Annotated in this window: 24 protein-coding genes and 1 pseudogene; 13 read left to right on the forward strand and 12 right to left on the reverse strand. The window is 64.9% G+C overall.

Annotated elements, in window-relative coordinates; genetic code table 11:
• Positions 1-111: 111 nt before the first annotated feature.
• Positions 112-2,058: a sigma-54-dependent Fis family transcriptional regulator gene (locus tag JQ632_RS21255; protein ID WP_312015640.1), complete on the forward strand. Its 1,947-nt coding sequence runs from the start codon at positions 112-114 to the stop codon at positions 2,056-2,058.
• A gap of 26 nt (positions 2,059-2,084) precedes the next feature.
• Here JQ632_RS21255 and JQ632_RS21260 read toward each other — a convergent pair whose 3' ends face one another.
• Entirely contained in the window at positions 2,085-2,933 is an 849-nt protein-coding gene (locus JQ632_RS21260) for a cell envelope integrity EipB family protein (RefSeq protein WP_212404530.1), read from the reverse strand.
• A gap of 245 nt (positions 2,934-3,178) precedes the next feature.
• Here JQ632_RS21260 and JQ632_RS21265 point away from each other — a divergent pair, with 245 nt between their 5' ends.
• The 5 genes and pseudogenes from JQ632_RS21265 (at position 3,179) to JQ632_RS21285 (ending at position 7,754) form a co-directional block, all read left to right on the forward strand.
• Positions 3,179-3,646, forward strand: coding sequence for a RidA family protein (locus JQ632_RS21265; protein ID WP_212404531.1), 468 nt, complete (start codon positions 3,179-3,181; stop codon positions 3,644-3,646).
• A 16-nt stretch (positions 3,647-3,662) separates the two neighbouring features.
• Positions 3,663-4,409 (forward strand): glycerophosphodiester phosphodiesterase, encoded by a 747-nt coding sequence (locus JQ632_RS21270; RefSeq protein ID WP_212404532.1) that lies wholly within the window; start codon positions 3,663-3,665, stop codon positions 4,407-4,409.
• A gap of 192 nt (positions 4,410-4,601) precedes the next feature.
• Positions 4,602-5,640, forward strand: a pseudogene (locus JQ632_RS21275) (IS110 family transposase).
• Between the two features lie 405 nt (positions 5,641-6,045).
• Positions 6,046-7,278 carry a GNAT family N-acetyltransferase gene (locus JQ632_RS21280; protein WP_212404533.1) on the forward strand — a complete coding sequence of 411 codons (1,233 nt, stop codon included), beginning with the start codon at positions 6,046-6,048 and terminating at the stop codon, positions 7,276-7,278.
• A gap of 50 nt (positions 7,279-7,328) precedes the next feature.
• The gene (locus JQ632_RS21285; protein WP_212404534.1) at positions 7,329-7,754 is read left to right on the forward strand and encodes an HIT family protein; all 426 of its coding nucleotides are present in this window, start codon (positions 7,329-7,331) and stop codon (positions 7,752-7,754) included.
• 130 nt (positions 7,755-7,884) lie between these two features.
• Here the strand turns inward: JQ632_RS21285 and tsaA are convergent, their stop codons facing one another.
• From tsaA to JQ632_RS21305, 4 genes are all read right to left on the reverse strand, one after another.
• Positions 7,885-8,376, reverse strand: a complete 492-nt coding sequence (tsaA, locus tag JQ632_RS21290) for a tRNA (N6-threonylcarbamoyladenosine(37)-N6)-methyltransferase TrmO (protein ID WP_212404535.1) — start codon at positions 8,374-8,376, stop codon at positions 7,885-7,887.
• 30 nt (positions 8,377-8,406) lie between these two features.
• The gene (locus JQ632_RS21295; RefSeq protein ID WP_212404536.1) at positions 8,407-8,751 is read right to left on the reverse strand and encodes an AzlD domain-containing protein; all 345 of its coding nucleotides are present in this window, start codon (positions 8,749-8,751) and stop codon (positions 8,407-8,409) included.
• Positions 8,748-9,488, reverse strand: a complete 741-nt coding sequence (locus JQ632_RS21300) for an AzlC family ABC transporter permease (RefSeq protein ID WP_212404537.1) — start codon at positions 9,486-9,488, stop codon at positions 8,748-8,750. The genes JQ632_RS21295 and JQ632_RS21300 overlap by 4 nt, the downstream gene beginning before the upstream one ends.
• A 218-nt stretch (positions 9,489-9,706) precedes the next feature.
• Positions 9,707-10,621, reverse strand: coding sequence for a transglycosylase SLT domain-containing protein (locus JQ632_RS21305; protein ID WP_409363502.1), 915 nt, complete (start codon positions 10,619-10,621; stop codon positions 9,707-9,709).
• A gap of 144 nt (positions 10,622-10,765) precedes the next feature.
• Between JQ632_RS21305 and JQ632_RS21310 the strand changes: the two genes are divergently transcribed.
• Positions 10,766-11,413 carry an HAD family hydrolase gene (locus tag JQ632_RS21310; RefSeq protein ID WP_212404539.1) on the forward strand — a complete coding sequence of 216 codons (648 nt, stop codon included), beginning with the start codon at positions 10,766-10,768 and terminating at the stop codon, positions 11,411-11,413.
• A 2-nt stretch (positions 11,414-11,415) separates the two neighbouring features.
• On the opposite strand, the gene JQ632_RS21315 is transcribed toward JQ632_RS21310, so the two are convergent.
• Entirely contained in the window at positions 11,416-12,456 is a 1,041-nt protein-coding gene (locus JQ632_RS21315) for a phenylacetaldoxime dehydratase family protein (RefSeq protein WP_212404540.1), read from the reverse strand.
• A 17-nt stretch (positions 12,457-12,473) separates the two neighbouring features.
• Positions 12,474-13,490 (reverse strand): carbon-nitrogen hydrolase family protein, encoded by a 1,017-nt coding sequence (locus tag JQ632_RS21320; protein WP_212404541.1) that lies wholly within the window; start codon positions 13,488-13,490, stop codon positions 12,474-12,476.
• A gap of 186 nt (positions 13,491-13,676) precedes the next feature.
• On the opposite strand from JQ632_RS21320, the gene JQ632_RS21325 reads away from it, so the two are divergent.
• Positions 13,677-14,633 (forward strand): helix-turn-helix domain-containing protein, encoded by a 957-nt coding sequence (locus JQ632_RS21325; RefSeq protein ID WP_212404542.1) that lies wholly within the window; start codon positions 13,677-13,679, stop codon positions 14,631-14,633.
• Here the strand turns inward: JQ632_RS21325 and JQ632_RS21330 are convergent.
• Genes JQ632_RS21330 through JQ632_RS21350 form a run of 5 tightly spaced genes read right to left on the reverse strand, consistent with a single transcriptional unit; the run spans position 14,630 to position 16,513 of the window.
• Positions 14,630-15,073, reverse strand: coding sequence for a DUF1801 domain-containing protein (locus JQ632_RS21330; protein WP_212404543.1), 444 nt, complete (start codon positions 15,071-15,073; stop codon positions 14,630-14,632). The genes JQ632_RS21325 and JQ632_RS21330 overlap by 4 nt on opposite strands.
• 13 nt (positions 15,074-15,086) lie before the next feature.
• Positions 15,087-15,527, reverse strand: a complete 441-nt coding sequence (locus tag JQ632_RS21335; protein WP_312015641.1) for a DUF1801 domain-containing protein — start codon at positions 15,525-15,527, stop codon at positions 15,087-15,089.
• Positions 15,524-15,724, reverse strand: a complete 201-nt coding sequence (locus JQ632_RS21340; RefSeq protein ID WP_212404545.1) for a hypothetical protein — start codon at positions 15,722-15,724, stop codon at positions 15,524-15,526. Before JQ632_RS21340 ends, JQ632_RS21335 begins: the two co-directional genes overlap by 4 nt.
• Before the next feature lie 43 nt (positions 15,725-15,767).
• On the reverse strand, positions 15,768-16,193 hold the full coding sequence (locus JQ632_RS21345) for an SRPBCC domain-containing protein (protein WP_212404546.1): 426 nt from the start codon (positions 16,191-16,193) through the stop codon (positions 15,768-15,770).
• Positions 16,190-16,513 (reverse strand): helix-turn-helix transcriptional regulator, encoded by a 324-nt coding sequence (locus JQ632_RS21350; protein WP_212404547.1) that lies wholly within the window; start codon positions 16,511-16,513, stop codon positions 16,190-16,192. Before JQ632_RS21350 ends, JQ632_RS21345 begins: the two co-directional genes overlap by 4 nt.
• Positions 16,514-16,717: 204 nt before the next feature.
• Between JQ632_RS21350 and JQ632_RS21355 the strand changes: the two genes are divergently transcribed.
• The 5 genes from JQ632_RS21355 (at position 16,718) to JQ632_RS21375 (ending at position 19,710) form a co-directional block, all read left to right on the forward strand.
• The gene (locus tag JQ632_RS21355; RefSeq protein WP_212404548.1) at positions 16,718-16,879 is read left to right on the forward strand and encodes a hypothetical protein; all 162 of its coding nucleotides are present in this window, start codon (positions 16,718-16,720) and stop codon (positions 16,877-16,879) included.
• A 79-nt stretch (positions 16,880-16,958) separates the two neighbouring features.
• Positions 16,959-18,380, forward strand: a complete 1,422-nt coding sequence (locus tag JQ632_RS21360) for an MFS transporter (RefSeq protein WP_212404549.1) — start codon at positions 16,959-16,961, stop codon at positions 18,378-18,380.
• Between the two features lie 102 nt (positions 18,381-18,482).
• A complete protein-coding gene (locus JQ632_RS21365; RefSeq protein WP_212404550.1) occupies positions 18,483-18,932 on the forward strand; it encodes a PEGA domain-containing protein in 450 nt (149 codons plus the stop codon).
• Between the two features lie 150 nt (positions 18,933-19,082).
• On the forward strand, positions 19,083-19,379 hold the full coding sequence (locus JQ632_RS21370) for a hypothetical protein (RefSeq protein WP_212404551.1): 297 nt from the start codon (positions 19,083-19,085) through the stop codon (positions 19,377-19,379).
• Positions 19,342-19,710, forward strand: a complete 369-nt coding sequence (locus JQ632_RS21375) for a hypothetical protein (RefSeq protein WP_212404552.1) — start codon at positions 19,342-19,344, stop codon at positions 19,708-19,710. The genes JQ632_RS21370 and JQ632_RS21375 overlap by 38 nt, the downstream gene beginning before the upstream one ends.
• The last annotated feature ends 101 nt before the right edge of the window (positions 19,711-19,811 follow it).

The following is a 19,811-nucleotide window of genomic DNA, read 5'->3' on the forward strand; positions in this document are numbered from 1 at the left end:
AGCACCAAGGTCGCGATTGTCCGTTGCACGTTTCCATGGATGGTTTCACAATCGGGGGATGAAGCTCGGGGTCCACAGCTCGGGACCACTCAGCGCGTCAAAGGAGGGAACGTGTTGGGTCAGACGCCAGAGGAAGCTTTCGCAAATCCTGACATCGTCCGCGACGTCCTGACGAACTGGGAGTACTTCCAGTCCGGGATCCTCGCCACGCGACAGGTCGTGCGTCCCGCGATCAGCGATTCCTGGCGACGGAGTCAGGAGTCGGCCGTCGACCACCGGCGCGGCCAGGCTCCGATGCCGATGCGCGATGAACGGCTCCAGCGCCTGCTCGACAAGCGCAACCGGCTGGTCCAGGCGGGCGCCTCCACCATGGCACTGGCGCGCGACTACATGTCGGAGACCGGCACCGTGATGGTGCTGACCGATGCCGACGGCATCGTGCTGCGGCTCGAAGGCGACACCAAGATCGCGCTGCGCAATGCAGTGGAGAAGACGCACCTCCTCCCCGGCAGCAACTGGAGCGAGACGGTCTGCGGCACCAACGCGATCGGCACGGCCTTGGAAACCGGCCAGCCGCTTCAGGTGCATGCCACCGAACATTTTTGCTCCGGTATTCAGCGCTGGACCTGCTCGGCCAGCGTGATCCGCGACCCGATCGACGGCGCGGTGATCGGATCGATCGATCTGTCCGGGCTGTCCGATTCCTACGGCCGACAGGCCCTCGCGCTGGCGATTTCGGCGGCCGCCCGCATCGAGGCGCAGTTGCTTCAGATGGAAATGGAGGCGCGCTATCGGCTTCTCGATCAGTGCTTCTGGCTGCTGCCCCCGTCGGACCGGCATCACGCCGTGCTGTTCGACAGCGCCGGGCGTCCCTTCAAGGCCAACGGAGAGATCACGCAGATCATGCGCGATCTCGGCGCGCCCCGGTGCGAGCCGAGCTTTCCGCAACTCAGGAGCAGCGACGATCGGCCATGGGACGCCTCGCGTCCAGCCTGGATCAAGGAGGAATGGCTGAGGCCGGTGAACCATGACGGCGAGCATCTGGGCACCATCATGGTGGCGCCGAAGGCGGCGGCCCGGACCGTCTCGCCATCAGCGCAAAACTCCGCCCGCACGTTCGGAAACATCATCCACGCGAGCCCGAGGATGCATGCAGTGGTCGAGAAATGCCGCCGCGTCGCGTGGACGTCCGCGCCCGTCTTGCTGCTTGGCGAGACCGGCGTCGGCAAGGAGATTTTTGCCCAGGGACTCCATACGGCCTCGCCCCGCCGCGACCAGCCGTTCATCGTCGTCAACTGCGGCAGCATCTCGCGCGAATTGCTGGCCAGCGAGCTGTTCGGCTATGTGGACGGCGCCTTCACCGGCGCGCGGCGCGGCGGCATGGCCGGAAAGATCGAAACCGCGTCCGGCGGCAGTCTTTTCCTCGACGAGATCGGCGAACTGCCGCTCGACCTGCAGCCCATGTTGCTGCGGGCGCTGGAGAGCGGCGAGATCAGCCGCGTCGGCGAAGCGACGGTGCGGAAGGTGGACTTCCGCCTGATCGCCGCGACGAACCGCGACCTCGAGGCTGAGGTCAACGGGCAGCGCTTCCGCAAGGATTTGTACTACCGGCTGGCGGTGGTCCCGATCGCCATTCCCCCACTACGCGAGCGGGCGGATGATATTCCGATGCTGGTCGATCATTTCGTGGCCCAGGCGAGGACGCGCTACGGCCTCGGCGATTGCCGCTTCTCGCCGGAGGCGCTGGCGCTTCTGCAAGGCCATGACTGGCCGGGCAATGTGCGCGAGCTGCGCAACCGGGTTGAGAGCCTGCTGCTGACCAGCGCGAGCGAGGTGATTGAGCCTTCAGACCTGGCCGACCTCTACCTCTCCGTCCGGACGGACGTCCACGCCGGAAACGGTCTGGGCCTGTCGCTCACCGAGGCGACGGAACGCGACCTCATCGCGCGCACGCTTCGGTCATGCAATGGCAATGTGGCAGCTACCGCCTCCGCACTCGGTCTCGCCAAGAGCACCGTTTACGCCAAGCTGCGCCACTATCAGATCCGCACCGACTGAGGCACGTTCAAAGGCTTGAGGAGCGCTCAATTGCAGGGCTTGGCGTCCTTGGCGTCGAACTTGCCCATCGCGCCTGAGATGACGAAATCGTTGTAGTCGAGCACGAGCGCACGGGAGACGCCGTTCTCGTAGAGCTCGAACGCCATGGCGTAGACCGGCGTCTGCTCACCCTCTTTCTGCTGCGCCTCGCGATCGAAGTAGCTGACCGTGACCGGCCAGCGCATCAGCGACTTCATGTGGTCGTCGCTGGTCGAGGGATCGGGTGAAGCGGCCGTGCGCTCGGCCGGGATCGGCTGACCGATGACGGTGAGCGTGTTGTAGACTTTTTCGCCATTGTCGGAGCCGTCATAGACCGACAACTCGAGCAGCGACTTGCCTTCCTTGGCGGCGGCGATGATGCGCTGGATCTGCTCGGTCGGGAACACGGTGGTGCCATCGAGCTTGAAGGTCTTTGGCGCCGGAAGCTTCAGCTTGACGTTGATGTGGTCGCCGTCACGCTCGGCCGATCCGTCGACCCGGCCGCTGTCGACGTCGTTCATCCGCGTCTCGATCTTGAAGCGGTAGCTCTTGCCCGCGGCGTCTTCCCAGGAATTGGAACGGAGATCGCTGAGCGTGATCTTGCCCTCGCCGCTGTCGAGCTCGGAGACCTGGCGGAATTCGGACGTGTAGCCCTCGCAGCTATTGCCGTTGAAATTGTAGAGGATGCGCCCGCGCGCGCTGTTGACGGAGTTGCTGCGCGACTTGACGAGGCTCAGCTCGTACAGCGCCTGGTGCGGAAGGAACGGGCCGTTCGCCGCCGCGGCTTCGCCGCCCGCCGCAAGCGCGGCCGCCGCAAACGCCATCACACCGAGCGACGTCCGGAAAAGGTGCACCATGTCTGTTCCCTGGGGATGCGAAGATTCGCCACATTAATGGCCGTTCCATTGCGTCGCAACTGCGGCGGCTTCACGGAAAGTTGCGGTTTTGCCTTGAACCTCCTGTTCTGCCTCAGAAAAATGCAACCCTGAACCGCTGGCCGGCGCCCCGCGGCGACCTTGCATGTGACCGGGCAATCGGCGAAACAGGCGCGCCGGGTGCGCATCCGCGCCCCGGTCTTCACAGCAGGCATCGAGGGCGCAACATGGCAGGAACGGTCGAACAGAAGCTCGCGGAACAGGGCATTGTCCTGCATGAGGCCCCTGCCCCGGTCGCCAACTACGTTCCGTTCGTGCGGACCGGCAATCTGATCTTCGTCTCCGGCCAGGTCTGCTTCGACCCCGCCGGCAAGTTGATCGCCAAGGGTAAGCTTGGCGCCGGCGTCAGCATCGAACAGGGTGCGGCGGCGGCCCGCGGCTGCGCGGTCAACCTGCTCGCCCAGGTCAAGGCGGCGCTCGGCGACCTCGACAAGGTCGTGCGCGTGGTCCGGCTCGGCGGCTTCATCAATTCCGCACCTGATTTCGTCGACGGGCCAAAAGTGCTGAACGGCGCCTCGGACCTGATGGTCGCCGCCTTCGGCGACAAGGGCCGCCACGCCCGCACCACGGTCGGCGTCGCCTCGCTCCCGGCGGATGCCGCGGTCGAGGTCGAAGGCGTGTTCGAGGTCGCCTGAGGCGGGAGGACGGGCGTTGCGCGCTCCGGATTGGCTGACGAAGCGGCCGGTCGCTCACCGCGGCCTGCACGACATCTCACGCGGCGTGGTCGAGAACATGCCGGGCGCGGTACAGGCTGCGATAGCGGGCAATTTCGCGATCGAGGTCGACATCCAGCTCACCACCGACGGCGAGGCCATGGTGCATCACGACGATGCACTCGGCCGCCTCACCGACGGCAGCGGTCTCCTCATCGAGAAGACCGCGGCCGAGCTGAGGTCCATCACCTTCAAGGACACGTCCGAACGGATGATGTCGCTGTCCGACCTCTGCGCCATGGTCGCCGGCCGCGTGCCGCTGGTGATCGAGGTGAAGAGCCATTTTGGCGGCGACCGCAAGCTGGTAGCTCGGATGGCCGAGGTGCTCGCCTCCTACCAGGGGCCGGCGGTCGGCATGTCCTTCGATCCCGACCAGGTGCTGGCACTGCGCGAGCTGATTCCGTCGCGGCCACGCGGCATCGTCGCGCAGCGGACTTATGACGACGGCCACTGGACCAAGCTCACCGAGGGGCAGCGCGACAGCATGCTGTATCTGCGCCACGGTTTTCAGACCCAGCCGCATTTCGTCGCCTTCTCGGTCAACCAGCTCCCGGCGCCCGCCCCCTGGATCGCGCGCAACGTCTTTGGCTGCCCGCTGCTGACCTGGACTGTGCGCACGGCCGAGCAGCGCGCCGCGGCGGCGAAATATGCCGATCAGATGATCTTTGAGGGGTTCGTGCCGTAGCCCAGAGGTCGTCCTGGCGAAAGCCAGGACCCATACCGCGTGATCGCTCGGTGACGCGCGGTGTGAGTACCGCGGGAGGATTGAAAACTACGAGTCTTCGCCAAACCTCTCCCTGGGGTGATGGGGTGGACGGCCCCCTACGGCATCAGTGTGCCAATGAGGTTGTCAAAAACACATTCACAGGAGCCGTCCGTGAGCCAGATTATCCGCATTGGGATGGATACGTCGAAGTATATTTTTGTACTGCATGGGGTTGATGCGGCAGAGCAGGTGGTGTTGCGCAAGAAGCTATCGCGTAAGCAGGTGGCGGGCTTCTTCGCCAAATTGCCGCCGACCGTGATCGGGATGGAGGCTTGCGGGGCTTCGCAATATTGGGCGCGAGAGCTTCGCAAGCTCGGTCACGAGGTGAAGCTGATGGCGCCGCAACTGGTGAAGCCCTACGTGATGCGGAACAAGAACGACTGCCGGGATGCGGAAGGGCTATGTGAGGCGATGAGCCGGCCGAGCATGCGGTTCGTGCCGGTTAAGAGCGCCGAGCAGCAAGCCGCATTGATGCTGACGGGTATCCGCGACGGACTGATCGCCCGGCGCACTCAGTTGACCAATACGATCCGCGGCCATGCGGCGGAGTTCGGCCTGATTGCCCAAGGGGCTGGACAAGATCGAGCCGTTATTGGCGCAGATTGCGCAGGACGAGACGCTTCCCGTCCTGGCGCGCGAGCTGTTTGTCGTGTTGGGCCGCGAATGCGCCAGACTCGAGAGTGAGCTGGAGGCAATCGAGACCAAGCTGATGGCTTGGCATCGTGGCGATGCCATGGGCCGACGTTTGGCGCAAATCCCGTCGGTCGGCCCGATCATTGCGACGGCGATGGTGATGAAGACGCCTGATCCGCGGGCGTTCCGCTCCGGCCGTCACTTTGCGGCCTGGCTCGGCCTCACGCCCAAGGACCATTCCACCGCCGGCAAGACCAGGCTCGGCAAGATCACCCGGGCGGGCGATGAGGACCTGAGACGGCTGCTCGTGATCGGGGCCACAGCGGTGATCCAGCAGGCCAGGCGGGGACGTGGTCATCACTCGCGCTGGCTGCTGGCCCTGATCGCGCGCAAGCCGCCGAAGCTTGCGGCCGTGGCTCTCGCCAACAAGGTGGCCCGCATCGCCTGGAAGCTGATGGCGACGGGCGAGAGTTATGACGCGGCACGATTGAATGCCGCTGCAGCAGTCGCCGCCTAACAGATTGGCCGTCCGGCGGGCTCGCTCGCCGGACGACCCGGAGCTGCAAGAGCAGATGGAGCGATCGATCGAGCAACGATGCGAGACAATCCGTGGGACCCATCGGCCGTCAACAGGTCGCAGCGGTGTTTGGAACTCGCATCGCGCAAACCATCTTGGCCAGCGATCTACCCGATCGCACTCAACAGGCCGGACATATGGATGCAAGCGACCCGATCTCGCCAAAAAGCTCTTGTGCCACGGGGGCCGTCCACATATGGGTCCTGGCTTTCGCCAAGACGACTCTTGAAAGGCATCTCGCTCCTATTGCAAGACGAGTCCGCGGCACAGCCCCGAGTTCCCACACCCCTTGAAGTCGCTGCTGCAATGCACGATCTTTGACGCAGGGGTTGTTCAAGATACGCGATGGCATCTTCCGAAATCACGCTCGAGGCCGTTCCTTCCATTGGCGAGGTGTCCGCTGAGGATTGGAACGCTTGCGCCAATCCGTCGGGAATCGCCGATCCGACCGCTTCATCCGCGCTGCCGGGTGATTGCACCGGACTTTCAACACCCGCCTATAACCCCTTCGTCTCGCATGCCTTTCTGTCGGCCGTCGAATACTCCGGCGCGGCCACGGCGCGCACCGGCTGGGGGCCCCGGCATCTCGTCGCCAAGGTTGACGGCGCCGTCGCCGGAGTCGTGCCCTGCTATCTGAAATCGCATTCGCAGGGCGAATATGTCTTCGACCGCGGCTGGGCCGACGCCTATGAGCGCGCCGGCGGCCGCTACTATCCAAAGCTCCAGGTCTCGGTTCCCTTCACGCCTGCAACCGGCCCGCGCCTCCTGATCCGCGACGGCGTCGATCGCCCGCGCATTGCGGATGCGCTGGCGAGCGGGCTGATCGCGCTCTGCGGTGTCAGCAAGGCCTCGTCCGTGCATGTCACCTTCGCACGCGAGGCCGAATGGAAGCTGCTCGCAAGCCACGGCTTCCTGCAGCGGACCGACCAGCAGTTCCACTGGCACAATCACGGCTTCGCAACGTTCGACGATTTTTTGGCGACGCTGAATTCGCGCCATCGCAAGTCGATCAAGCGCGAGCGGCGCGAGGCGCTCGCCGCCGGGATTACCATCCACTGGCTCACCGGCAGCGACATCACCGAGGACGCCTGGGACGCCTTCTTTGCGTTCTACATGGAGACCGGCTCGCGCAAATGGGGCAGGCCATATCTCACGCGCGAATTCTTCTCGCTGATCGGCGAGACCATGGCCAAGGACGTGCTGCTGGTGATGGCCCGCCGCAACAACCGCTGGATTGCCGGCGCCATCAACTTCATCGGCGCCGACACGCTGTTCGGCCGCAACTGGGGCGCGGTCGAGCACCACCCGTTCCTGCACTTCGAGGTCTGCTACTACCAGGCGATCGATTTTGCGATCAAGCGCGGACTGAAAAACGTCGAGGCCGGCGCGCAGGGCGAGCACAAGATCGCGCGCGGCTACCTGCCGCAAACCACGCATTCCGCGCACTTCATCGCCGATCCCGGCCTGCGCCGCGCGATCGACGATTACCTCAAGCGCGAGCGCGCCTATGTCGCGGAAGCCGGTCGCGAACTCACCGAGATGGGGCCATTCCGAAAAGCGACCGAAGAGGCGCCTTGACGCCTTGCGCCGGCTGGTGACAGTACACGAAATCTACGAGGAGCCGCGCCATGACCGCCTACGACGCCAACAACATCTTTGCAAAAATCCTGCGCGGCGAGCTGCCCTGCCACAAGGTCTATGAGGACGAGCACGTCTTCGCCTTCCTCGACATCATGCCGCGAGTATCAGGGCATACGTTGGTCATTCCGAAGGCCCCTGCCCGCAACATTCTCGACATCAAGCCGGACGACTACGCGCACGTCGCGCGCGGCGCGCACAAGGTTGCCGCGGCCGCGATGAAGGCATTTGAAGCGGACGGCATCACCGTGCAGCAGTTCAACGAGCCGGCCGGCGGACAGGTGGTGTTTCACCTGCACATGCACGTGATGCCGCGCCATGACGGTGTCGCCATGCTGCCACCTGCGAGCCGCAAGGAAGACAACAAGGTGCTCGAGGAAAACGCGGCGAAGCTGATCGCGGCGTTGAAGGGGTAGGTCTCTCCCCTCGTCATTCCGGGGCGCGCCACTTGGCGCGAGCCCGGAATCCATTTCTCCACTGTCTCTGCAGCCCGATGGATTCCGGGCTCGACGCTTCGCGTCGCCCCGGAATGACGGATGGAGACACCTACTCCGTCTCAAAATCCCCCGGCTGCGGAGCGGCCAGCGGCGTGAACTCGCAGCGGTCGGGCTTGATGTCGATCAGCGGCGTGTTGTCGAGGCAGTCGAGGCCGCGCACCAGGATGGTGTTGCCCTCGATGCCGACCAGCTTGACGATCGACGTGCCGATCGGATTGGGCCGCACCGGCGAGCGCAGCGAGAATGTGCCGCGTGTTTTCTCGTTGTTCTTCGGGCTCTGCAAGAGGATGTCGCGGCGCGACTTGTCGAGCCAGTAGAGCACTTCGAGATTGCTGTAAAAATCGACGCCCTTGATCGCCGGCACGAAGGGCCCAAAAATCTCGAGCCGGCATACCGGCCCGTCATGGCGTCCCTGCCGCGGCGTCTCCAGCCGCGAGGTCCAGGGCGTGCGGATGCGGCCGATGAAGACGAGGCCGGCGTCCTCGGCCTTCGGCAGCTCGATCGCAAGCTCGCCTTCGCGGAGTTCGTTTTCGCGAACCATTCTCACTGTTCCCTATTGTTCAGCCCGACTCTAGCCCAGCCACGCCCGGCCGGCCAGCATCACGAACTCGCCAGTGACGACGCCGGCAAAGATCGAGCGGCGCGTCAGGGTGAACACGATGAAGCCGGCAATCACCGCGCCGTAGCGCAACACATCCGGCACGCTTGCCAGCGCGCCGGGCGGGTGCACCACGATCTGGGCGATGACGCCGGCAAGGATCGCGGTCGCCACCGCCCTCACCCAGACCAGGACTTCCGAGCCCTCGTCCAGACCGCCGCCAAACCAGAGACCTAGCATGCGCCATATCTGGTTGGGAATAACGCCCGCGACGAAAAGCACGGCAAGCGCGTGCCAGTCGCCGATAAAACTGCTCATGTGCGCGCCTCCCGGAACCAATGCACGCCGTAAGCGATGGTGCCGGCGACGACGCCGCTGACGAGGATGTCGAGGCCTGAGTTCATCTTCGCGGCCAGCGGGTAGAGCAAGAGCCCCAGCACGAGCGCGACGATGTCGGCGAGCTCGCGGCTGTTGCGCGCGGTCGAGAACAGGAACGACAGCGGCGTCAGCATCAGGATCGCGGCACCGAGCGTCTGCGTGAGGTTGGCCGCGAGGAAATAGCCGACCGTGTTGGCGCAGAGGCAGACCGAGACCAGGCCAAAGCCGAGCCCATGGACAAAGGCGATGCGCCGGTCGCGCGGCACCAGCGGCAGGAAGCGGTGGCATTCGACCCACAGCGTCACCGCGGTCAGATGCGCCACGAAGAAGAGCTGTCGCCGCTTGGTCTCGGGCGCGCGCATCAAGGGCAGCACCGAGACCACCATCGGGAACAGCCTGATCGCGCTCACGGTCACGGCGATCGCGGACTGGATGATGGTCGCACCGGAGCCGAGCGTGGTGATGAGGATGATCTGCGCCGGTCCCGCCCACACGAACAGGGTCGAGGCCAGCGCCCAGGCCAGGCTGAAGCCCGTATCATGAGCCAGCGCCCCGATGCCGAGATAGGTCACGAACAGCACGATGGTGAGGATGGTCTGCGTGATCGAGCGCAGGCCCCACAGAAAGGCGCGCGAAGAGCTGTGCCATTGCGGGGAATCGAGCGGAGGAAGCGCCACGGGCTGCCGGGGATGAGAGAAATGGTGGCGGCATAACGGGCGAGACGGCGCGTCACGTCAAGGAAGGGTGCGGCGGGGCTGGCATGCGTGCTGCAACAATCGCTCGTCATTCCGGGGCGCGCCCCTTTGGGCGAGCCCGGAATCCATCGTTCGGCAAACTCTGCGGGCCAATGGATTCCGGGCTCGCGACTTCGTCGCGCCCCGGAATGACGGCACCTTCACCCGCTCACGCCCCTGTTCTTGAGCACAAAACACGCCCCTCCTGCCTTACGTATGCGACCGCACAGCTCGTCCGCCTCGCCTCGCGTGTCGGCGCCGATGCGTACCTGGTAGAAGGCGCGCGTGCCGCGGCTGCGCATCACCGAACTCAGCAGGCTCGGATCGCGGTCGCCGATGATGTCACTCAGCCGCTTGATGGCGCGGGAGTACATCGCCAGCGCCTTGTTGCGATCGAAGCCGGCGGCGAGCTGCACGCCCCAGAGCTTTGCCGCGGCCAACTGCACATGCTGTTCGAGCTCGGCGATGAAGGGATTGGGCGCGCGCTTGAGCAGCGCCATCAGATCACGACAGCTCGTCGGCGGCGCGCTGGGCGTGGCCTTGCCGCCCCTTCCCGTCGCGGCCCAATCCTCCACCGTCGAGCCGGTGATGGCGACGACGTAGTTCCGCGTCTCCTGCGGCATCCCTCCGGTGCCGGCGAGCCACTCCTGCACCCGTCGCGGACCGGCATTGTAGGCAGCGGCGGCAAGACCGAGATTGCCAAACTGGTTGCGCAGCTCGTCCAAAAACTCGGCCGATTTCGGCAACGCCTGGACGGGGTTGAAGGGATCGAGCAAACCGCGCTCGCTCGCGGTGCCCGGCATGAACTGCGCGATGCCCTGCGCGCGCTGGCCATTGCGCGTCACGGGACCGACCGCGTCGGTCTGGAAACGGCTCTCCTGCCAGATCACGCGGGCGAAGAATTCGAGCGGCAGGTTCGAGGCTTTCGCCGCGGCCTCGATCATCAGGCAGATCGATTCACGGGTGTCGCTCTCGCGCGCGGCATCGGCGGGCTTGTCCGGCGCCATCGCCAGCTCCTCGACGCTCGGCCGCGCGCCGCGGATCGGCTGCTCCTCGGCCCTGACAGGCGCATGCAGTAGCAGCGTCGCGAGGCCACAGCCGAGCAGCGTTCCTGGCAAGGATATCCGCGATTGGGTCCGCAACATCACATAATTCGGCCTTGAAACCGGGCAGCAAGGCAACTAGCAACGGCCAGGATAATCAACGCGAGCCGGACCCCGATGCATACAATCTATTTTGATCTCGACGGCACGCTGACCGATCCAAAGCCCGGAATCACCCGCTCGATCCAGTATGCCCTCAAGACGCTCGGCCAGGCCGTCCCGACCGAGGACGAATTGACCTGGTGCATCGGCCCGCCCCTGCATGCCAGCCTGAAGAGGCTGACGGGAACCGATGAGCTTGCCGACCGCGCGCTGCTGCTCTACCGCGAGCGGTTTGGCGATGTCGGCCTGTTCGAGAACGAGGCCTATGGCGGGATCGAGGAGACATTGTCGGCGCTGGCGGCGACAAGCCCGCGCATGTTCGTGGCGACCAGCAAGCCCCGGGTTTTTGCCGAGCGCATCATCGACCATTTTGGCCTGGGCCGCTATTTCGAGCGCGTGTTCGGCTCCGAGCTCGACGGCACCCGCGTCGACAAGGGTGACCTGCTGGCCTACGCGCTCGATGAGGCGAAGGTCGACCCGCGCTCTGGCGTCATGATCGGCGACCGCAGCCACGACGTCGTCGGCGCGCGCAGGAACGGCATGACGGCGATCGGCGTGCTCTATGGCTATGGCAGCGAGGCCGAGCTGCGGGACGCCGGCGCGCATCACATCTGCGCCGCGCATCCCGAATTGCTCGACCGCTGCGCGGCGCTCCCAGCGTAAAACTAGGCGATCACCGCCTCGACCGCCGTCAGCATCCCCGTCTTGGGATGGCAGTTGAGATACTCGAAGAACTGCTCGTCCGATGCTGCCACAGTGACCTCGTGATAGAGCCGCAGTTTTGCTGACGGCCCGAGCGTCGAGAGATACTTCATCGCCGCGCCAAAAATCCTGACATGGGTCGGGTGCGATTCCGCCCAGCGCTCCAGCGCGGCCAGGCTCTTCCACCAGCTCTGGCCGTAGGATTTTTCGGTAGGTCGGCCGTCGCTTCCGAGCACCTGCATGTAGCGGTTGGCGTAGCAGCCGATGGCGACGCCATCATCGCGCAGAAAGTCCATACCCTCGCGCAGCACCGGCTCGACGTCCTCGAGATAGAGCTTCCGTTCGGACGCTTCGGTATCGCTCCAGTCCTGGCCCGAACGGATCAGGCAGAGATTGTCATTGGCCTTGACCCGCAGCCGCGCGCCATCGCGCACCAGCTCCGGCTTGCCGGCAGGTGCCATCTCATTGGTCTGCGACAGCGGGATGCGGTCGCGCATGCCGCCCCAATAGGCGTGCTCCTGCACGTCGCCGCTCATGCCGTCGGCAATCACAGCAACGCCTTCGGGCCGGCCGAGCGATGAGAACAGCGTCTCGTGCCTGTCGACCGAGGGGCGCAGCACCTCGATGAAGGTGCCGATGCCCTCGGTCGCCGTCCCGGTCCAATCCTCACGCGCAAGAGCGAACCAGGCATCGAAGCGCGCGACGTCGTCCCAATAGGCGACGGAGACGACATTCGAGTAGCCGGCATGGTCCACGTAACTCGCGCGGTCCCAATGCGAGGGGCCATCTGCCGCCGCAAAACGCCTTGCGATCCGCGCCAGTGCGTCAGTCGCAGCAGCCGGCGTTGCGCCGCGATACTGCACGCCGAAATAAGCCATCACGACGCGGCTGACGGTGGGCTTGTAGCGCGCCACGAAGGACGGATATGGCGGCTGGTAGTCATCCGGCACGCGTTTGTGGCGCGAGCGCTTTGTCTCCAGATGCGGAGGGATCGCGGATTCCATGGTCATATCCTCCGCGCTCAGCTTGCCGCCGCTGCGATATCCGTAGGCTCGACCGCCTCGGCCGGCGGCGAAAACTGCTCGACGCGCTTATAGGGCTTCTTGTTGAGCAGCAGCCGCGTAACGTCGGGGCGCGAATAATGCCCGGCCGGATCCGCCGCGTTCTTGGCGACACCGATGGCGCCGAGATCGATCTCAGCGATCAACAGTCCTTCCTGGTCGGGCGCGAGTTTGTCGCCGATCTGGCTGCCGTCAGGACCGTAGATCGCGGCAAAACCGCCGCCGACATGCAACAGCGCGTGCTTGTCCGGCCGGTCGCAGAGCTCGTCGATCATGGCCTGCGAGACGGTCGCGCACGGCGCCAGCACGAAGCAGGAGCCCTCGACCGCATAGACGCGCGAGGCCGCGTTGTTCACCTCGGCCCCGAGCGCCACCGCAAAGGGGTCGTAGAGCGAAAAGCTCGGCCAGGCCGCGACGTGCACCTGCTCGTTCTGCGCGTACATCGCGTATTTCGACAGCGGCTGGAGATGCTCCCAGCAGCAGAGCGCGCCGAGGCGACCGATGTCCGGACGATTATGGACCGCGAGGTCGCTGCCGTCGCCCTCGCCATAGACGGTGCGCTCGGCGTGGGTCGGCCGCAACTTGCGACGCTTTGCGATGGTCTCGCCATCGGGCCCGATCAACCATTGCGCCAGATAAAGACTGCCGCCGTCACGCTCCGACAGCCCGATCACGGCGGTGAGCTTTGCCTTGCGCACGGCAGCGCGCAACCTCTCAGCCTGCGGGCTGTCATAGGCGAGCGAATTGTCAAAGTAGCGCTGCACAAAGCCGCGGCCGATCGCCCAAGCCGGCGAGTCCATCCAGATGTGCCAGGGGTAGCCGGGGATGAACGCTTCCGGGAAGGCGATCAGCCTGGCGCCTTTTTGGGCGGCCTCCTCGATCAGCCCGATCGACTTGTCGACCGACGCGTCGAGATCGAGCCAGGCCGGTGCCGCCTGCACCACCGCGACCTTGTATTTTGGATGTTCGATGCCCATTCCCGCCTCCATTGAAATCTGACCACGTCCGATGCAGTCTATTGCGCCAAGCGGGAGGCCGGCGCTCGACCGCGGCGGAACGAAAAGTCGACCGGGAGCGATGGACAGGGCGGTACGGAAATTGCCTCGCCGCCCGGCAGGTCGAGTGCCAGCACAATGCGCGGGATGTGACAGGGAGGCTCACGCATGCCCATCCAGTTCACCACGGACGGCAGCCCCGGCTACCGCCGCCTGTCGCTCTGGCAGGACATCGTCTGCGACGTGTTCGTCGGGCTCGACTGCAAATCGGACCTCGGCAGCGCCTTTCACGGCACCGTGACGCAGGCCTCGCTCGGCCGCGCGGTCTGCTCCGATGTCAGCTCCGACCGCCAGCATGTCTACCGCACGCCGTCGCGCATCGCGCGCTCCGATCAGGACTATGTGCTCGTCGCGCTCGGCAATCGCGGAATCGGCGGCGTCGTGCAGGACGGCCGCGAGACCGTGATCCATCCCGGCGAATTCGCGCTCTACGACACCACGCGCCCGTATGAGCTGAAGTTCGACGACGCCTTCACCCAGACGATCTTCAAGGTGCCGCGCGACATGCTGCAGCGGCGGCTCGGCGGCACCGAGGCCTTGACCGCCATCACCTTCGGCCCGGACTCGCCGCTGCAGAGGCTTGCCTATGACTTCGTCTACCGCGTCTGCCAGAGCGCGGACCAGATCGAGGCGAGCCACGCCGTCGCGCTGTCCGAGCAGGCGGTCGACCTCGTCGCGATGGCGCTGAGCGAACGTCTCGGCAAGACGGCGCTGCCGTCATCGACCCATCGCTCCGCCCTGCTCTACCGGCTCAAGGCGCATATCCGCGCGCGCCTCTCCGATCCGGATCTCTCGCTGTCGGATACCGCGGCCGCGCTCGGCATCTCCGCGCGCTATGTCAACGACCTCCTCGCCGACGAGCAGACTTCGTTTCAACGCTACGTCCTTGCCGAGCGCCTTGCGCAATGCAAGCGCGACCTTGCCTCACCCGTGCTCGCGCACCGCCATGTCGGCGAGATCGCCTTTGCCTGGGGCTTCAACGACCTCTCGCATTTCGGCCGCGTCTTCCGCGAGCATTTCGGCCTGTCGCCGCGCGACTTCCGGCAGAGCCAGTTGCCGCATTAGCTCTTCTTTTTCTTGGCCGATTGCTTCGCGGTATTCAGCGCCACGGCGCCCTTGATGAGCGCCTTCAGGGCCTTTTCATTGATCTTGTCGCCCTCGTGGATGTCGATGGCACGCCGTGTGTTGCCTTCGAGACTCGAATTGAACAGGCCCGAAGGGTCGTCAAGCGAAGCACCCTTTGCAAATGTCATCTTCACCACCGCCTTGTAGGTCTCGCCGGTGCAGATGATGCCGTCATGCTCCCAGACGGGAACGCCGCGCCACTTCCACTCCTCGACGATTTCAGGATCGGCCTGCTTGATGATGCCGCGGACGCGCGCCAGCATCTCGCCGCGCCAGTCGCCGAGCTCCTTGATCCGCGCATCGATGTGCTCGGAAGGAGACGCTCCTCCCTTTGCATCCTTCGCAAGGCTTTTCTTCGCGGTTGCCATCGCTTTCTTCATCTTGTTGGTTGCCTCACATGCGTTCGCCAGGCAATCGGCTGGCTTGCGTTACCCAGGCGACGAGCTGAGCTTCGTCAAACTGGTCATTCTCGTGGACGTCGAGGTAGCGGGTGTCCTTGCTCCTGGACTCGCCGGGCGGAACAGGACGCAGCGACGTGCGGCGGAAGAACGCCACTTTGACGTACTTCGTGAAGCAGTGAAAGCTGAGGAACCACCCCTCGTCAGCGATGCCATAGAAAGGCGAATTCCATTTCACGGCCTTGCGCACGCCGGGGACGGTGCGCACGATGAGCTCGTCGAGCCGGCGGCCAATGTCGCGCTTCCAGCCCGGCATGGCTGCGATATAGGCCTGAACGGGGGCGTCGCCCTCGGCTTTCGCAATCTGGGGATTGCCGCCTGCGAGGAGAGCCGGCTTTGCAGCCCTCGCAGACGTCTTGCGCGTCTTTCCTGTCACTGGCTGCGCCATTTGACGGCATAAGGCAGCATGAACAAGTACAGACCGCTCAACAGCAGCAGGATCAGCGGGAACAGCGCCAGCAGGCCGATCCAGATGGCCTGCTCCTGCCTGACCATGGCGATCACATTGCCGAGGACGGCCAGCGTGAAGGCGATCGACAGCCAGCGGTGAATCTGACGAATCCAGTTGTTCAAGAACCCCTCCCTTGAGACGAAACGATCAACGACGCCGCAGGCGTCACTCTGCCCGCGCCAAAACCTGATCGAGCTTGTCGAAGAACTGCTTCCAGCCGGCATGCGCGCCGCCAAAGGCCTGCTTCTGGTCGGGACGGAAGCCGACCTGCTCCATGCGCAGATGCGTTCCCCGGCCCGTCGGGGTCAGCGTGAAGGTCACGACGCTCCGCAAGTCGAAGGCCGCGTCCGCATGCGCGAAATTCCAGGTGTAGGACAGCGTCTTGTGCGGCTCGATGGTCAGCACCTCGCAATCGAGCACGCCGCCCCATTCGCCGCGCAGATTGAAGCGGTGCCCCACCTCGGGCTTGAAGTCGTTCTTCATCAGCCACTCCTCGATCAGATGCGGCTGCGTGAGCGCGCGCCAGAGCTTTTCCGGCGGATGCGGGATCTCACGCTCGACGATGACGGAGCGCGTTTCAGGCTTGTTCATTGATCCATCCTCTTGAGCAGGTCTTCGAGGTCGTCGAACCGCCGCTCCCAGAACCCGGCCATCTGGCGGGTCCAGTCGATCAGCGGGCCGAGCGCCCCGAGTTGCGCGCTGTAGTGGGTCTGGCGGCCCTCATGGCGGTCGCGCACGAGGCCCGCCTGTTTCAACACCCCGAGATGTTTTGAGACGGCCGGCTGCGAGATCCCGGCGCGCGCCGTGAGCGCTCCGACCGTCTGCTCGCCGTCGCGACAGAGACGTTCGAAGATGGCCCGCCGCGTCGGATCGGCCAGCGTCCTGAAAATCACGTCGTGGGCGCTCGGCATTCCAAATCCATAACCAGTAAGTTATTGATTAACGTATAGCCAACGAGGAATGTATCAGTCAAGCAAGATCTTTGGGGATTCGTCACGCGGACTCATATCCTGCTGGCAATGCGTCACGCCGCGGTCGTGCGGCTTCCGCGTCGTTGACGTGCATCAAGCCCGCCGGGGCCGACGATGGCATCCTCCGGCTTTCGAGGACGCCATATGCGCCGATTTGCCATGAAGGCCCTGTTCGCGGCGCTCACCTTCAGCAAGGCCGGGCGCAAGCGGATCGATTGGGACCGCAATATCCTGATCTATTCGACCGCGGTGACGGCCGGGCTGATCGCGCTCTACCTGTTCGGCAAGTTAACGGCGCGCTGGTAGCGGCGCAGTTCCGGAACCATCGCGACTCTGTCAAGTTGCGATCTCATCGCAGGCGATCCGCGAGCCGACGCCGTTCACGATGTCGACGAATATCATCGAGCATGCCGACGGCCTGCCGCTGCCGCAGCGACAATGGGCCATTCTCACCATCGCGCTCGGCATCACCATGTCGGTCGTCGACGGCGCCATTGCCAATGTGGCGCTGCCGACCATTGCGGCCGATCTGAACGCCAGCCCCGCCTTCTCGATCTGGATCGTCAACGGCTACCAGCTTGCCATCACCATCTCGCTGCTGCCGCTGGCCTCGATGGGTGAGATCGTCGGCTATCGCCGCGTCTATCTCGCAGGGCTGCTGCTGTTCACCCTCGCCTCGGCCTTTTGCGCGCTGTCGCACACGCTGCTGGAACTGACGCTCGCGCGCATCATCCAGGGTTTTGGCGCCGCCGGCATCATGAGCGTCAACACCGCGCTGGTGCGGTTCACCTATCCGCACGCCTTGCTCGGACGCGGCATCGGCCGCAATGCGCTGGTCGTCGCGGTGTCGGCCGCGATCGGACCGACGCTCGCCTCGGCCATCCTTTCGGTTGCGAACTGGCCCTATCTGTTCGCGATCAACATCCCGCTCGGACTCGTCGCTTTGGTTCTCGGCTGGAACTGCCTGCCGCACACGCATCTCGCATCGCACCCTTTCGACTGGCAGAGCGCAGCGCTCAGCGCCCTTACCTTCGGCGTCGGCATTTTCGCGATCGACAGTGTCGGCCATGGCGAGCCGCTGCTCATCTGCCTGATCGAATTCGGCGTCGCAGCAGCCGCCGGCGCGCTCCTGATCTATCGCGAGACGCACGTCGCCGTGCCGCTGCTGCCGATCGATCTGTTGCGCATCCCGATCTTCGGCCTGTCGATCGCGACCTCGATCGCCTCGTTCTGCGCGCAGATGCTGGCCTTCGTCGCGATCCCCTTCTTCCTGCAACACCGCTTTGGCTATTCGGCAGTCGAGATGGGACTGTTGATCACGCCCTGGCCGATCGCGGTGGCCTTTGCCGCGCCGCTGGCCGGACGGCTGGTCGAGCACTATCCGGCCGGGCTCTTGGGCGGCATCGGCCTTCTGCTGTTCGCGACCGGGCTCGCCTCGCTCGCATTGCTGCCTGCCAGCCCGGCACATACCGATGTGATCTGGCGAATGGCGCTTGCCGGTCTCGGGTTCGGCCTGTTCCAGACCCCGAACAACCGCACCATGATCGCGGCCGCCCCGCGCGAGCGCTCCGGCGGCGCCAGCGGGATGTTAGGCACGGCGCGGCTGCTGGGTCAGACCACAGGCGCGGCGCTGGTCGCGCTCTTCCTTGGCCGCTACGCCATCGAGGGCTCGCGGATCGCGCTTCTGGCCGCCGTCGGTTTTGCGCTGTGCGGAGCCATGTTGAGCATGCTGAGGCTCTCCCCCTCCGGCGCGCGCGGCGCCGAACATGTCCGCATCCACGACGGCCAGCGCATGAAGGGCGAGTAAGCCAGCGCACAACCTTGGCGTGGCTTAACTATTCGTCGTAGCGCCCCTTGCCTTCGCGCTCCGGTTGCACTTGATTGCATCTCGGGCTGGGGATTTTGTTTCATGCGTATTGTGGGAATTTTGGCGCTTGGCGCCATGCTGGGCGGCTGCGCGTCCGTTACACGCGGCACGACGGAAAACATCAGCATTTCATCGACACCATCAGGCGTTGAAGCCGTGGTTAGCGGTCTCGAGGTGCCGACCACCTGCATGACGCCGTGCTCCGTGGTCGCCAAGCGCAACGCCGACATTTCCATCACCCTCCAGAAGGAAGGTTTTGAATCGCAGACGGTGCAGCTCACGAAGGAAGTCCCGGCGACCGGCGCCGCCGGCTTCGCCGGCAATATCATCGCGGGCGGTCTCGTGGGCATGGGGGTCGACGCCGTGACGGGCGCCGCGACCGACCACAAGCCGAATCCCGTCATCGTGACCATGCAGCCGAAGGCCCCTCCTCCTCCGCCCCCCGCCCCACGGAAGCCGCGGCCAAAGCCGGTACCGGAGGCCGGCACATAGTGCACACGGCGGTTCTGTCCTGCTCTGACGACTGGTGAGGCGAACCGGTTGCTCGCGTGCCGCGACCAACACGCGGTCCCGAAGACGGCTGGCGCTTGGTAACCCGTCGGCCATCCAGCGCAGCCTGAAACGTGCTGCAGGGGGTGACGCGTGGCCTTCGACTATTGGTGGATCGGTTTGTTCGTCGATGAGCGCGAGCATGCGCGCATTCAGCCACATTTTGCTGCGGCCGCGGCGGAAAGCCCGTTGTCCGCGGAGGCATGGCAGGCCATCGACGATTGGCGGGCGCACCCGCGCGAATATGAGGAAGACGCATGGCTCACCGCAAGCGACGAGTTGGCCTCCCGGGTCCACGCCATTTTTCCGCGCATTCGATCGTCCGGGGTTCGTCAAGCTCGCAAGAAAGCTGGTGGCGATGGAGGGCGCGCTTTCGGACCTCGTCGATGAACAACATGTCTTCCGGATGACAATCACAGGTCGTCATCCGACCGTCAGCATCGTCTGGCATGCGCTGGGCTCCGAGCACGCGCAAGCGTTGCCGGGGCAGATGGGAAACCTGCTGCTATCTCCGCTTGAGGTCGAGGCGGCGCTTGAAACGACGCGACGAGCCTATGAGGGCGTGTCGCGGGAGGAACTGCTCGCCGGAGTCAGGCGGTTTTGCCGCTGCAGCGTGTGCGACGACAAGTTGGACGAGGCGGTGAGTTTCTTGCCAAATGGTCTTGAGGCCGCGATCGCACGACGCTCCGGCTTTCTGGGGCTGGCCTGTCCTCAGATGTGAGCACGCGCCGTTCGCTCGTCATCGATCGGGATAGGGGGGAGCCTCTCAGCTCCGCCCCTCCCACACCACCGTACGTACGGGTCCGTATACGGCGGTTCGGT

The sequence above is a fragment of the Bradyrhizobium liaoningense genome, assembly GCF_018130955.1.
Lineage (GTDB): Bacteria > Pseudomonadota > Alphaproteobacteria > Rhizobiales > Xanthobacteraceae > Bradyrhizobium > Bradyrhizobium liaoningense_C.